Here is a 14,066-nt window from a genome sequence, read left to right on the forward strand (position 1 = left end):
GCAAGGCCGCACCGATGGACCGCTTGTGGGCCGAGAACGACGATTCTCGGCTGACCGGCGATCCGGCGTTGGTCGTCGATGTGGCCGGCTTCGAAGGTCCGCTCGATCTTCTGCTGCATCTTGCCCGCAATCAGAAGGTCGACCTGTCGCGTATCTCGATCCTGGCGCTGGCCGAACAGTATCTGGCCTTCGTCGAGAAGGTGAGGGCGCTAAGGCTGGAGCTTGCCGCCGACTATCTGGTGATGGCGGCGTGGCTGGCGTTTCTCAAATCGAAGCTCCTGATCCCCAAGCAGCCCGGCGACGAAGGCGAAAGCGGCGAGGAGCTGGCGGCGGTGCTGCAGTTCCGGCTGAAGCGGCTGGAGGCGATGCGCGACGCGGCGGCACGCCTGGTCAACCGCAACCGGCTCGGACGCGACGTGTTTGCACGCGGCATGCCGGAAATGGTCATCGTCGAGAAGCGCAATGCCTATTCGGCCTCGCTCTACGACCTGTTGACCGCCTATGCCCAGCAGCGCCAGAAGCAGGCGATCACCAATGTGACGATCGCCAGGCGCGGCGTCTGGTCGCTCAAGGATGCGCGCGACGTGCTGACCAGGCTGATCGGGTCGCTGCGCGACTGGACGGCGCTCGACAGTTTCCTGGTCGAATATCTGGCCGGCCCGGAAGAGCGGCGCACCGCGGTTGCCAGCTCGTTTGCCGCGACGCTGGAACTGGTGCGCGAAGGCAAGATGGAGATGCGGCAGGACCAGGTGTTCGCGCCGCTTTATCTGCGCGGCCGCGCCCAGGCCATCAAGATAGTCGAGGTGACACCATGAGCGAACGCGCCAACGCTTCGGTCATTCCGTTCAAGGTCGAAGACGACGTCGAGCAAGGCGCGGTCGCCGAAAACCCGGCACAAAACCAGGGGCAGAATTTGACGCAGAATCCTGGCGAGCGGCTGCATATGGCGGAGGCCGTACGGATGGCCGAGGCGATCGTATTCGCCAGCGCCGAGCCGGTCAGCGCAAAACAGCTCACTTCGCGGCTGCCCGACGGCATCAACATTGCCGCGGCGATGGCCGAACTGCAGCAGATCTATGCTCGGCGCGGCGTCAATCTGGTGCGCGTCGGCGATGCCTGGGCTTTTCGCACCGCCGGCGACCTCGCCTTCCTGATGAGCCGTGACACGGTGCAACAGCGCAAACTTTCCCGCGCTGCCCTCGAAGTGCTGGCGATCATCGCCTACCACCAGCCGGTAACGCGTGCCGAGATCGAGGATATCCGCGGCGTCGAGACGTCAAAGGGGACGCTCGACACGCTGATGGAGACCGAATGGGTGAGGATGCGCGGCCGGCGCCGTACGCCCGGCCGTCCCGTCACCTATGGCACGACCGATATTTTCCTCGACCATTTCGCGCTGGAGGAGATACGCGATCTCCCCGGCATGGAGGAATTGAAGGGTGCGGGGCTGCTGTCCGGCCGCATGCCGTCGAATTTCTCGGTGCCGCTGCCGCCGGCCGACCCCGATCCGCTCACCGACGACGAGGATCCGCTGACCGACATCGACCTCGAAGAACTCGGCCTTTTGACGCCGCGAGTCACGGAAGATTGAGCCGAGCGCCATCTTAAAGCCACAGGCAGGATGGAACTGCGCCGATTGGTAGCGGGCCGCCGTGCCGAAAGTGCGTGACTTCGGCCACTCATTCATGAACTCTGTCGCAGTTCTGTTTGAATCCGAACCCGAAAGCGCATAGATCAGCGTCTGGGAAACCGTTCGAGAGAGATTTGCTATGGGTTCATTTTCGATTTGGCACTGGATGATCGTTCTGGTGATCGTGCTGCTGGTCTTCGGCCGCGGCAAGATCCCCGAGCTGATGGGCGACATGGCCAAGGGCATCAAGAGCTTCAAAAAGGGCATGGCCGACGACGAGACTGCCGAGGACAAGCGCACTGTCGAACACCGTGCCGACGAAACCGTTTCGGTACCGAAGGAAAAGGCCAGCAAAAGCTGAGCCCAAACTTTAGTCGGAACGTATAGCCATGTTCGAAGTCGGCTGGACCGAGATGCTGGTGATCGCGATCGTCATGATCGTGGTCGTCGGGCCCAAGGATTTGCCCAACATGCTGCGCACCTTCGGCCGCACGACGGCGAAGCTGCGCGCCATGGCGTCCGATTTCCAGCGGCAGTTCAATGATGCGCTGAAGGAAGCCGAACTCGACGACGTCAAGAAGTCGGTCGATTCGCTGAGAAGCCTCAATCCGGCAGCCGAGATCAGGAAGCAGCTCAATCCATTCGAGCAGGCCGCCGCCGACGTCCGTTCCGGCGTCGATGCCGTGATGAAGCCCAAGCCGGCCGTCGATGCCGCCGCTTCGACAGAGCAGGCGGCCGAGCCGCTGAAGAACGGCGCAACGACGATGCCGGGCGTCAGCCCGCCGGAGCCGACGCCGGCCACGCCGATCTTTCCGGCGATGACGGACGAGTCCGTCGTGGCGCCGGCAGTACAGGCGCAAACGGCTGCAGCGGCCGTGCCGCAAAAAGCGCCGGCGGCAAAGAAGAAGCCGGCGCCCGCGAAAGCCGCGGCTGCCGCGCCGGCCAAGCCGGCAAAGACCGCTGCGCCAAAGGCCGCCGCAAAAGCTGAGCCAAAACCGCAGTCGTCAGCAGCGAAGAAGCCGGCGGCAGCAGCGAAGAAGCCTGCGACAGCAACGAAGAAGCCGGCCGCCACGAAAACGGCGGGAGCCGCCAAGTGAGCACTTCGGACACGGAAAAGGACGAGATCGAAAAATCGTCGGCTCCGCTGATGGAGCACCTGATCGAGCTGCGCCGGCGGCTGATGTGGTCGATCGGCGGTTTTTTCGTCGCCTTCCTGGTCTGCTTCTTCTTCGCCAAGAAGCTGTTCAACCTGTTGGTGATCCCGTTCAGATGGGCGACCCAATGGGCCGGGCTCGACCCGCACAAGGTCGAGCTGATCTATACGGCGCCGCAGGAATTCTTCTTTACCCAGGTCAAGCTCGCCATGTTCGGCGGCATGGTCATCGCCTTTCCGCTGATCGCCACGCAGATCTACAAATTCATCGCGCCCGGCCTCTACAAGAACGAACGCAATGCCTTCCTGCCGTTCCTGATCGCCTCGCCGATCCTGTTCTTGATGGGCGCGTCGCTGGTCTATTTCTTCTTCACGCCGATGGTGATGTGGTTCTTCCTCGCCATGCAGCAGACCGGCACCAACGACCAGGTGCAGATTTCGCTGCTGCCGAAAGTGTCCGAATATCTCAGCCTGATCATGACGCTGATCTTCTCCTTCGGCCTGGTGTTCCAGTTGCCGGTGGTGACCAGCCTGATGACGCGGGTCGGCATGCTGTCGTCGCAGGGATTGGCCGAGAAGCGCAAATGGGCGATCGTCATCGCCTTCGTCGTGGCGGCGGTGCTGACGCCGCCCGACCCGATGAGCCAGATCGGCCTCGCCATTCCGACGATCCTGCTCTACGAGGTCTCGATCTGGTCGGCCCGGCTGATCGAGCGCAGCAAGGAGCGCGACCGTGTGGCCCGCGAAAAGCAGGACGCCACCGAAGAGGTGGCCGAAAAGCCGGCGGACGCGTCTTCGACGTAGGTTCGGTTGAGGCGGGCAGCATCTTTTTGCCGGCCGCAGCAACTTTGTTCTTGCTTTGTGCCGGCAGCTATGCTACTGATTTGGGTATGGTGCCAATTGGCTCCAAAAACCCGCCTCCCGAGGCGGGTTTTTTGTTTCTTGCTTCCTTTTGAGAGTTCCTGCGTTGTCGGCTGATGTCGGCGGGACAGCGCCCCCCTCTGTCCTGCCGGACATCTCCCCCACAGGCGGGGAGATCGGCTGTCCTTGCCGCTTTCGCCAATCTCATAGGATGCAGAAAGGGCGCTGTCCCCAAAGCTGCCGATCTCCCCCCTTGAGGGGGAGATGTCCGGCAGGACAGAGGGGGGCGCGAAGGAACTCGGCCTGACATCTTGCATCAACGAAAGATGCGGTTTACGCCCTCTGGTCTTTGTTTTGGGCATCTCGTTGCCCCACAACCGCTGCGCATTTTGGGCGACATGCCCTCTGAGGACGAACAGACCATGCTTGACATCAAATGGATTCGCGACAACCCGAAGGCCCTTGTCGAGGCGCTCCAGAAGCGCTCGTGGTCGGCTGAGGCGGCGCAGTCCACGGTCGACGACCTGATCGGCGCGGATGAGGCGCGGCGCGAGCATCTGACGGAGCTGCAGACCCGGCAGGAACGCCGCAACGCCGCATCGAGGGAGATCGGCAATGCCATGCGCTCGGGCGATGCCGCTCTTGCCGAAAGGCTGAAGGCCGAGGTCGGCGAGATCAAGGCCTTCATCCAGAATGGCGAGGCGCGCGAACGCGAGCTCGACAAGGCGCTGAACGATGCGTTGGCAGTGCTGCCAAATGTGCCGTTCGACGACGTGCCGGTCGGCAAGGACGAGCACGACAACGTCGTCAAGCGCGTCGTCGGCGAGGTGCCGACGCGGCCGAACTGGGTCAAGGAGCATTTCGAGATCGGCGAAGCGCTCGGCATGATGGATTTCGAGCGGGCAGCACGGCTTTCCGGCTCGCGTTTCACCGTGCTGAAAAGCGGCCTGGCGCGGATGGAACGCGCGCTCGGCCAGTTCATGCTCGATCTGCACACGACCGAGCACGGCTATGTGGAGATCCAGCCGCCGTTGATGGTACGCGACGAGGTGCTTTTCGGGACCGGGCAACTGCCAAAATTCGAGGAGGATTTATTCTTCGTTCGGCATGGGGACGGCAGGCTTGGCCTAATACCAACCGCCGAAGTCCCGCTGACCAATCTCGTTCGCGACGAAATCACGCCGCACGAAAAACTGCCGCTGCGCTATACCGCGCTGACGCCGTGCTTCCGCTCGGAGGCGGGCTCGGCTGGGCGCGACACGCGCGGCATGCTGCGCCAGCACCAGTTCTACAAGGTCGAGCTGGTGTCGATCACCGACCAGGAGACTTCGGTTGCCGAGCATGAGCGCATGACCGAATGCGCCGAGGAGGTGCTGAAGCGGCTCGGCCTGCCTTTCCGCACCATGACGCTGTGCACTGGCGACATGGGCTTTGGCGCGCGCAAGACCTACGATATCGAGGTCTGGCTGCCGGGCCAGAATGCCTATCGCGAAATCTCGTCGTGCTCGGTATGCGGCGATTTCCAGGCGCGGCGCATGGACGCCCGCTACAGGGACAAGGACGGCAAGGGCAACCGCTTCGTCCACACCCTGAACGGTTCGGGCACCGCCGTCGGCCGCGCTCTGATCGCCGTCATCGAAAATTACCAGAATGAGGACGGCAGCGTAACCATTCCTGAAGCGCTTCGGCCTTACATGGGCGGTCTGCAAAAGATCGAATCGAAATAATGCGCATCCTTCTGACCAACGACGACGGCATCCATGCCGAGGGCCTTGCATCACTCGAACGCATCGCCCGCACGCTGTCGGACGACGTCTGGGTGGTGGCGCCGGAACAGGACCAGTCCGGCTATGCGCATTCGCTGTCGATCTCGGAGCCGCTGCGGCTCAGGAAAATCGGCGAAAAGCACTTTGCCGTGCGCGGCACGCCGACCGACTGCGTCATCATGGGCGTGAAGAAGATCCTGCCCGAAGCGCCCGACCTGATCCTGTCCGGCGTCAATTCCGGCGCCAACATCGCCGACGACGTCACCTATTCGGGCACCGTCGCCGGCGCCATGGAGGGCGCGCTGCTCGGCGTGCGATCGATCGCCATCAGCCAGGCCTATTCCTATGTCGGCGAGGACCGCGTCGTTCCCTACGAGACCACCGAAGCGCTGGCGCCGGCGCTGCTCGAAAAGCTCGTCGCCATGCCGTTGCCGGACGGCGTGCTGCTCAACGTCAATTTTCCGAATTGTGCGCCGGAAGAGATCGCCGGAACTGTGGTCACTTCGCAGGGCAAGCTGGTCCACAGCCTGTGGGTCGACGAGCGGCGCGACGGGCGCGGCTTGCCTTACTACTGGCTGCGCTTCGGCCGCGAGCCGGTCGAGGGCAAGCAAGGCACCGACCTCCATGCCTTGCGCAATCGGCAGGTGTCGGTGACGCCGCTGCAGCTCGATCTCACCGCGCATGAAATCCGCGATCAACTGGCCAAGGCGCTCGCATGAACTTGAACCACGCTGCAACGGTCGACGAGCGCGAAGGTTTCGCTGCCTTCCTGCTTCGCCTGCGAGGCAGGGGCACAGTGCCGAAGGCGCTGATCGCCGCCTTCGAGGCGACGCCGCGGCGCGGCTTTCTGTCTCCGCATTTTCACTCGATCGCCTGGTCGGACCGTATGCTGCCGATCGAATGCGGCGAGGCCATCGAAGGTGCCGACCTGCAGGCGGCGGTGATCGCGGCACTTGCCATCGAGCCGGGCAACCGGGTGCTCGAGATCGGCACCGGGTCCGGCTATACGGCGGCGGTGATGTCGCGGCTTGCCGCTCGGATCGTCACCATCGACCGTTACAAGACGCTGGCCGAACAGGCCCGGCAGCGCCTCGAGGCACTCGCCATCGGCAATGTCATCGTGCGCCAGGCCGACGGTTCCAACGGGCTGGCCAACGAAGCGCCGTTCGACCGCATAGTCGCCTGGGCGGCCTTCGACAGCCTGCCGCGCTTTCTCCTCGATCAATTGTCGAGCGGCGGCATCGTCATCGCGCCGATCGGACCCGACGAAGGCGAGCAGGTGCTGGCCAAGCTGACCAAGGTCGGCAGCCGCTTCGAACGCGAGGATATCGGCCTGGTGCGCCTGCAGCCGATCCTGCGCGGCGTCGCCGCGGTGATTTGATATCCTAACCGTCGGCCGCTTGGGGGCAGCCGAAGCCGGGTGTTTCGTCATCCTAGGGCGCAGCAGAATTCTGCTCCGCCGCATTCTTCGGCCAACGTCACGGAATGGATCCCAGGGTCTCCGCGACGGAAGCTCCGCTCCTGCTCCGCCCTAGGATGACGAAGCTGAGAGCCTTCCTCGAATATTTTAAGAAAATTTGCGCCTGATTCTACAGGTTTAACCGACCGGTAACATTAACGCGCTTTAATCACACTCAGATGTACCGGGTCTGTGCGGGTTAGTGCGATGCAATTCAGTGTTTTGAAGGCAAACGGACGCAATCTGGCGCGTGGCTGCGCCGTCCTCATGATCGCAGGCGCTGCGACGGGGTGTAGTTCCCAGGTGGCGCGGTTCAACAGCGTCGACGACGTGTTCACCGCCTCGACCAACAACCAGCGCGCCATCATCGACAAGCAGGATGCTGCTCAGCCCTATCCGGGCGATGTTGCGGCCGCGCCGATCGACGGCAGCCACACCCAGTCGGTCAGCCGCTCAAGCCTCGAACCGGTCACGGCGCAGCAATTGCCGCCTCCGGCTCCCGCCCTGGCGCCTGCCGCCCGTCCGGTGCGCACCGCTGCCGCGCCGGCCCTGGCGCCTGCCGCTCCTCGTGTCGACAGGACGGCAACCGGCACCGTCGCTCCGGCGGCAAGGCCATTCAAGAACGCCGAGCCCGACGCGCCGCGCATGGCGACGGCCGCCGGCGCACCACATGCGACCGAGATCGTCGTCAAGGATGGCGAGACCATTTCCGGCCTGTCCCGGCGCTACGGCGTGCCGGCCGATGCCATCATGAAAGTCAACGGGCTGAGCGCGACCAAGGGGCTGAAGACCGGCCAGAAGCTCGTCATCCCGGCCTATGCGTATTCGAGCAACGGTGCCGCGCCGAAAGTCGCCGACGCCAAGCCCGCGAATGGCACCAGGCACGACCAGCCGGCCGACGCGCCGGAGAAGGTGGCCGTGCTGCCGCAGCAGCCGAAGCTTAGGGAAGGCAAGTCTACCGCGCAGGTGGACGCCTCGGCTGCCGCAAGCCAGCCGAAGGATGGAAAGGCCGCGGCGAAGGTGGCTTCGGCGACGGCCAAGCCGGCCAGTGCCGGCGGTACCTACACGGTTCAGCAAGGCGATACGCTGTCCGCCATCGCCAGAAAGACCGGCGTCGGCGTCGTCGCGTTGAAGCAGGCGAACGGCATGCAGGATGGACTGCTCAAGATCGGCCAGACCCTGCAAGTGCCGGCAGGCGGAACCGCTGTCGTCGCCGGTGCGAAGCCGGCAAAGGTCGATCCGGTGACGACGGCCACGACCCAGCCGCCTGCCAAGACAACGCCGACGCAGACGCTCGCCTCCTACACGCCGCCGAAGAAGGACGCGAAAGTCATCCAGCAGGCCGAGGACGACGATGCGGTGGCGCCGGACGCAACCGGCATCGGCAAGATGCGCTGGCCGGTGCGCGGCCGTGTGATCTCAAGCTTCGGCGGCGGCAAGGACGGCGTCGACATCGCCGTGCCCGAGGGGACGCCGGTCAAGGCGGCCGAAAACGGCGTCGTCATCTATGCCGGTGACGGCCTCAAGGAATTCGGCAACACGGTGCTGGTGCGGCACGAAAACGGTCTGGTCACCGTCTACGGCCACGCCAGCTCGATTGAGGTGCAGCGCGGCCAGAAGGTCAAGCGCGGCCAGGAAATCGCCCTGTCCGGCATGAGCGGCACCACCGACTCGCCGAAACTGCATTTCGAAGTGCGGAAGAACTCGGCGCCGGTCGATCCTTCGACCTATCTCGAATAGAAGACGAAAAGCAATTTGCGGGCCGCCTGACCTTCAGCCCGCCGAGGAAGTCCGCTCCGCAAGGTGCGGGCTTCTTCTGCTGTTAGTCCTTGAGCGGCTAATCCTTGAGCGATTTTCCGAGCCGGCCTGCCAGATCCTGGGTGAACTGCCAGGCGATGCGGCCCGAACGGCTGCCGCGCGTCGTCGCCCATTCCAGCGCCTCGGCGCGCAGCGTCTCGGGATCGATGGCGAGATCGTGATGGCGGACATAGCCGTCGATCATGTCGAGATATTCATCCTGCGAACATTTGTGGAAGCCAAGCCACAGGCCGAAACGGTCCGACAGCGAAACCTTCTCCTCGACCGCTTCGGACGGATTGATCGCCGTCGAGCGCTCATTGTCGATCATGTCGCGCGGCAACAGATGCCGCCGGTTCGAGGTGGCGTAGAAGATGACGTTGGCCGGGCGGCCCTCGACGCCGCCTTCAAGAGCTGCCTTCAGCGATTTATAGGACGTGTCGTCATGGTCGAATGACAGGTCGTCGCAAAACAGGATGAAGCGGAACGGCGCGGCCTTCAGCAGTCCCATCAGCTTCGGCAGCGTGTCGATGTCTTCGCGATGGATCTCGATAAGCTTGAGCGGCAGGTTGAGCTTGGTCGAAGCGTTGACCGCGGCGTGCACCGCCTTGACCAGCGACGATTTGCCCATGCCGCGCGCGCCCCACAACAGCACGTTGTTGGCAGCATAGCCGGAGGCGAAGCGCTCGGTGTTGTCGACCAATATGTCGCGGACGCGATCGACCCCGCGTATCAGGCCGATGTCGACGCGGTTGACCTTGCGCACCGGCTCCAGATAGCCGGGATCGGCCTGCCAGACGAAGCAATCGGCTTCGCCGAGGTCGGTTTGCGGCACCGGCGGCGGCGCGAGGCGGGCGACCGCCTCGATCAGGCGGTCGAGCTTCTGGCTCAGGGTATCGATGGTGCTGTCGGTCATCTCTTGTCTTTTTTGTTTCGCATTCGGGACGTGCGGCAGGCCAACCTACCTGATTTCAGCGGTTTCGAAACTCGTCCCAAGCATTTGTTCGGGCATGATCTTTTGCGAAAACCGAGCGTCGCTTTTCGGGATCACCCTCTAACACGGCTCACCAGCCCGGAAAAGCAGCCGATTTGCCCGGCGGCGCAGTTGCATTGGCAACGTTACCGACTATATTCCGGCCAAATTTGGCGGGGCCGCCTTGCGGCTGTTTTTCAAAGTTCAGGAGTACCTCGATGTTCGTGACACCGGCATACGCCCAAGGCATCGGCGGGGACTCGTCCGCAATGTTTATCCAGATCGTGCCGTTTGCTCTGATTTTCGTGATCATGTATTTTCTGATCATCCGGCCGCAGCGCACGCAGCTGAAGAAGCGCGGCGAGATGCTGGCGGCGGTTCGCCGCGGCGATACGGTGGTCACCGGCGGCGGCTTCGTCGGCAAGGTGACCAAGGTGATCGACGACAACGAGCTCGAAATCGACCTTGGCGGCGGCACCAAGGTGACGGCGCTGCGCTCGACACTCGCCGACGTGCGCGTCAAGGGCGAACCGGTGGCGAACCAGAACGCCAAGAAATAACCGAATTGTCGGCGGAACGATCCGCCAGCACGCCCTGACGGACGACGCCATATGCTTTATTTTTCGCGCTTCAAGATGATCCTGATCTGGCTGGCCGTGGCCGCCACAGTGGTCCTCGCTGCGCCCAACCTTTTTTCCGCCAGCACGCTGGCCAAGTTGCCCGACTGGCTGCCGAAGCGGCAGATGACGCTCGGCCTCGACCTGCAGGGCGGCTCGCACATCCTGCTCAGGATGGATCCGAACGATCTGATCAAGGATCGGCTGGAGACGACGCGCGACGAAATCAGGACGCTGCTGCGCGATGCCAAGATCGGCTATACCGGCCTTTCCGGAACGGGCCGTACGGTGCAGGTCCGCATCACCGATCCCGCACAGATCGAGGCTGCCAAGACAGCCTTGAAACCATTGACCAATCCGGTGGCCGCAGGCCTGTTCAGCGGCGGCTCCATCCAGGAGATGACGCTGGATGATTCCGAGCCCGGCCTGCTCAAATTTGCCGTCACCGATGCGGGGATCAAATATCGCACCTCGACGGCGCTGACGCAGGCGATCCAGGTTGTCGAGCGTCGCGTCAACGAACTCGGCACCACCGAGCCGATCGTGCAGCGCCAAGGCGACGACCGTATCCTGGTGCAGGTGCCTGGTCTCCAAGACCCGCAGCGGCTGAAGGAAATTCTTGGCCAGACCGCAAAGCTGACTTTCCAGATGGTCGACCAATCGATGCCGGTGCAGGACGCGCTGAACGGCCGTCCGCCGCCGGGATCCTCGGTGCTGTATTCGCAGGACGACCCGCCGGTACCGTATCTGATCGAGAACCGCGTCATCGTTTCGGGTGAAAACCTCGTCGATGCCCAGGCGACCTTCAACTCCCAAAACAACGAGCCGGTTGTTTCGTTCCGCTTCGATTCGAAAGGGGCGCAGCGGTTCGGCCAGGCGACATCGCAGAACGTCGGCAAGCTGTTTGCCATCATCCTCGACAACCAGGTGATTTCGGCGCCGCAGATCCGTGAACCGATCCCCGGCGGTACCGGCCAGATATCGGGGAATTTCACCGCTGAGAGCGCCAACGACCTCGCCGTGTTGCTGCGTGCCGGCGCCTTGCCTGCGACGCTGACGGTGATCGAAGAACGCACGGTGGGGCCGGGACTTGGCCAGGATTCCATCCATGCCGGCAAGGTCGCCGGCATCATCGGGTCGATCCTGGTGGTGGCATTCATGTTCGTCGCCTACGGTTTCCTCGGCTTCCTCGCCAACATCGCGCTGGCGGTGCATGTGGCGATGATTGTCGGGCTGCTGTCGCTGCTTGGCGCAACGCTGACCCTACCCGGTATCGCTGGTATCGTGCTGACCATCGGCATGGCGGTCGATTCGAACGTTCTCATCTATGAGCGCATCCGCGAGGAGCGGCGTAACGGCCGCTCGGTGATCCAGGCGATCGACACCGGTTTCAGCAAGGCGCTGGCGACCATCGTCGATTCCAACGTCACCTCGCTGATCGCGACCGTGGTGCTGTTCTGGCTCGGAACCGGACCGGTGAAGGGCTTTGCCGTCACCTATGCCATCGGCATCCTGACCACGGTCTTCACCGCCTTCACCTTCACCCGCCTGCTGGTGTCGATCTGGCTTCGCCGCGCCCGTCCGAAGGAGTTGCCGCGGGCGCCTGTGACGTTCATTCCGCCCGGCACGAAAATTCCGTTCATGGGCATCCGCCGCTGGACGTTCACACTGTCCAGCGTGCTTTCGGTGTTGTCGGTCATCGGCTTCATGACCATCGACATCAATTACGGCATCGATTTCAAGGGCGGCTCACTGATCGAGGTGCAGTCCAAGGCCGGCAATGCCGATCTGGCCGACATCCGCGGCAGACTGACGGAACTGAATATCGGGGAGGTGCAGGTTCAGCAGTTCGGCGAGCCGAACGACGTGCTGATCCGCGTCGGTACCCAGGAGGGTGGCGAGAACGCCGAACAGACCGTCATCGACAAGGTGCGCGGCGAACTGCAGGACCAGTATGATTTTCGCCGCGTCGAAGTGGTGGGGCCAACGGTTTCGGGCGAACTTGCCAAGCAAGGCACCATTGCCATGCTTGTCGCGCTGCTCGGCATCCTGATCTATGTCTGGTTCCGCTTCGAATGGCAGTTCGCGGTCGGCGCCATCGTTGCGACCGTGCACGACGTGGTCATGACGATCGGCTTCTTCGTCATCACCGGCCTCGAATTCAACCAGTCGTCGCTGGCGGCGATCCTCACTATCATCGGTTATTCGCTCAACGACACCATCGTCGTCTATGACCGTGTTCGCGAGGATCTGCGAAAATACAAGCGAATGTCGCTGCCGCAATTGCTGAACAACGCCATCAACGAGACGCTGTCGAGGACGACGCTGACCTCGGTGACGACGATCCTGGCGCTGCTGGCGCTGGTGCTGTTCGGCGGCGAGGTGATCCGCTCGTTCACCATGGCGATGCTGTTCGGCGTCGTGTTCGGCACCTATTCGTCGATCTTTATCGCCGCGCCACTGCTTATCCTGTTCAAGCTGCGGCCGCAGGCCACAGCATCCGATGAGGAAAAGCCGGTGGGCGGCGGCAAAGCCATAGCCACCTGACGGCTTGCCGCAAAAGTGGCCAAGGGCATCGTCATCCGCGAGGCGCATTTCCCGGGCCGCGCACCGATCGAGGCTTACGGCAATGGCGGCTTCCGCTTTGCCGACATGTCGCATCGCGGCTCGCTGCTGTGCCTGCCTTCGGGCATATACGGCTGGGAGCCGGCCGATCCGCTGGCGCTGACGGCAGCGGATTTCGCCAAGCTGTTCAATGAGGCCGACAAGGTCGAGATCCTGCTGGTCGGCAGCGGCAGGGATCTGAGGCCGTTGCCGGCCGCGCTGCGTACGGCGCTGAAAGAAGCGGGCATTTCCGCCGATCCGATGTCGACCGGGGCGGCGGTGCGGACCTATAATGTGCTGCTGGCGGAAGACCGCGCCGTGGCCGCAGCGCTCATCGCCGTCGACTGACGTGGCCGAAAACACCAAAGCCGTCATGGAGACGGTGCGCGCCGCCGACCATGACCGCTATCTCGCCGCGCTCTACGCGCCCGAAGACAAGCGGGACGCGGTGTTTTCGCTCTATGCCTTCAACGCCGAAATTGCCGGCATACGCGATCGCATCCGCGAAGCGCTGCCGGGTGAAGTCCGGCTGCAATGGTGGCGAGACATCATCGCCGCCGAAGAGGATCGCGCTAAGGTCGGCCATCCCGTGGCGGACGCGCTGAGGGCGACTATTTCCGCTCACCGCCTGCCCAAGGCCGCTTTCGACAATATGCTCGAAGCGCGCATCTTCGATCTCTATGACGACCCGATGCCGTCGCGCACCGACCTCGAAGGCTATTGCGGCGAGACTGCCGCAGCACTTATCCAGCTTGCGGCGATGGTGCTCGATCCGGTCGAAGCACCGCGCTTTGCCGAACTTGCTGGCAGGGCAGGTTGTGCGCAGGCAATGACCGGTCTCCTGCTTCTACTGCCGCTGCATCGCAAGCGAGGGCAATGCTTTGTCCCGGCCGACATTTTGGCGGCGGCGGGATCGTCGCCGCAAGAATTCGTTACAGGCGACGGCGGGCCGGGCGCGGAACGCGCAGTGGCCGCGATGATCGCGCTGGCACGCGAGCATCTTTCCGCTTTCACGCAGGGGGCGTCCGCTCTGCCGGTTTCGCTGCGCCCGGCCTTTCTGCCGCTGGCGTTGTCGAGCGCCTATCTCAGCAAGATTGACGGCTCCCGCCATTCACCGCTTGATGGCGCGGTGCGGCTTTCGGCCTTGCGCCGGCATTGGCTTTTGTTCCGGCGCGCGACGCGGGGCTGGCCGGCGGTGTGAAGGCT

General features: G+C 63.4%; 14 protein-coding genes. 13 read left to right on the plus strand and 1 reads right to left on the minus strand.

Annotated elements, in window-relative coordinates; translation table 11 throughout:
• The first annotated feature begins 14 nt into the window (after nt 1-14).
• From NKH23_RS28345 to NKH23_RS28385, 9 genes are all read left to right on the plus strand, one after another.
• Nucleotides 15-815: a segregation and condensation protein A gene (locus tag NKH23_RS28345; RefSeq protein ID WP_023678931.1), complete on the plus strand. Its 801-nt coding sequence runs from the start codon at nt 15-17 to the stop codon at nt 813-815.
• Entirely contained in the window at nt 812-1,591 is a 780-nt protein-coding gene (gene scpB / locus NKH23_RS28350; protein ID WP_353026627.1) for an SMC-Scp complex subunit ScpB, read from the plus strand. Before NKH23_RS28345 ends, scpB begins: the two co-directional genes overlap by 4 nt.
• A gap of 178 nt (nt 1,592-1,769) precedes the next feature.
• Complete coding sequence (locus NKH23_RS28355) at nt 1,770-1,991, plus strand: twin-arginine translocase TatA/TatE family subunit (RefSeq protein WP_352490594.1); 222 nt, start codon at nt 1,770-1,772, stop codon at nt 1,989-1,991.
• A gap of 28 nt (nt 1,992-2,019) precedes the next feature.
• The gene (gene tatB / locus NKH23_RS28360; RefSeq protein WP_352913410.1) at nt 2,020-2,727 is read left to right on the plus strand and encodes a Sec-independent protein translocase protein TatB; all 708 of its coding nucleotides are present in this window, start codon (nt 2,020-2,022) and stop codon (nt 2,725-2,727) included.
• Nucleotides 2,724-3,587 carry a twin-arginine translocase subunit TatC gene (gene tatC / locus NKH23_RS28365; RefSeq protein ID WP_023720061.1) on the plus strand — a complete coding sequence of 288 codons (864 nt, stop codon included), beginning with the start codon at nt 2,724-2,726 and terminating at the stop codon, nt 3,585-3,587. Before tatB ends, tatC begins: the two co-directional genes overlap by 4 nt.
• Nucleotides 3,588-4,066: 479 nt before the next feature.
• The gene (gene serS, locus NKH23_RS28370) at nt 4,067-5,371 is read left to right on the plus strand and encodes a serine--tRNA ligase (RefSeq protein WP_352719158.1); all 1,305 of its coding nucleotides are present in this window, start codon (nt 4,067-4,069) and stop codon (nt 5,369-5,371) included.
• Nucleotides 5,371-6,129 carry a 5'/3'-nucleotidase SurE gene (surE, locus tag NKH23_RS28375; protein ID WP_352719159.1) on the plus strand — a complete coding sequence of 253 codons (759 nt, stop codon included), beginning with the start codon at nt 5,371-5,373 and terminating at the stop codon, nt 6,127-6,129. The genes serS and surE overlap by 1 nt, the downstream gene beginning before the upstream one ends.
• Nucleotides 6,126-6,791 (plus strand): protein-L-isoaspartate(D-aspartate) O-methyltransferase, encoded by a 666-nt coding sequence (locus NKH23_RS28380; RefSeq protein WP_352914978.1) that lies wholly within the window; start codon nt 6,126-6,128, stop codon nt 6,789-6,791. Before surE ends, NKH23_RS28380 begins: the two co-directional genes overlap by 4 nt.
• A 285-nt stretch (nt 6,792-7,076) precedes the next feature.
• Nucleotides 7,077-8,609, plus strand: a complete 1,533-nt coding sequence (locus NKH23_RS28385; protein WP_353035939.1) for a peptidoglycan DD-metalloendopeptidase family protein — start codon at nt 7,077-7,079, stop codon at nt 8,607-8,609.
• 97 nt (nt 8,610-8,706) lie between these two features.
• Here the strand turns inward: NKH23_RS28385 and NKH23_RS28390 are convergent, their stop codons facing one another.
• Entirely contained in the window at nt 8,707-9,582 is an 876-nt protein-coding gene (locus NKH23_RS28390) for an ATP-binding protein (protein WP_353026622.1), read from the minus strand.
• A 275-nt stretch (nt 9,583-9,857) separates the two neighbouring features.
• Between NKH23_RS28390 and yajC the strand changes: the two genes are divergently transcribed.
• From yajC to NKH23_RS28410, 4 genes are read left to right on the plus strand one after another with little or no spacing between them, the layout of a single operon-like run.
• Entirely contained in the window at nt 9,858-10,199 is a 342-nt protein-coding gene (gene yajC / locus NKH23_RS28395) for a preprotein translocase subunit YajC (protein WP_352719163.1), read from the plus strand.
• 51 nt (nt 10,200-10,250) lie between these two features.
• A complete protein-coding gene (gene secDF, locus NKH23_RS28400) occupies nt 10,251-12,803 on the plus strand; it encodes a protein translocase subunit SecDF (protein ID WP_352719164.1) in 2,553 nt (850 codons plus the stop codon).
• A 15-nt stretch (nt 12,804-12,818) separates the two neighbouring features.
• Entirely contained in the window at nt 12,819-13,208 is a 390-nt protein-coding gene (locus NKH23_RS28405) for an Mth938-like domain-containing protein (RefSeq protein ID WP_352719166.1), read from the plus strand.
• Between the two features lie 25 nt (nt 13,209-13,233).
• Nucleotides 13,234-14,061, plus strand: a complete 828-nt coding sequence (locus NKH23_RS28410; protein ID WP_502912385.1) for a phytoene/squalene synthase family protein — start codon at nt 13,234-13,236, stop codon at nt 14,059-14,061.
• Nucleotides 14,062-14,066 lie beyond the last annotated feature (5 nt).

It is taken from the genome of Mesorhizobium sp. M1328, assembly GCF_040318075.1.
GTDB lineage: Bacteria > Pseudomonadota > Alphaproteobacteria > Rhizobiales > Rhizobiaceae > Mesorhizobium.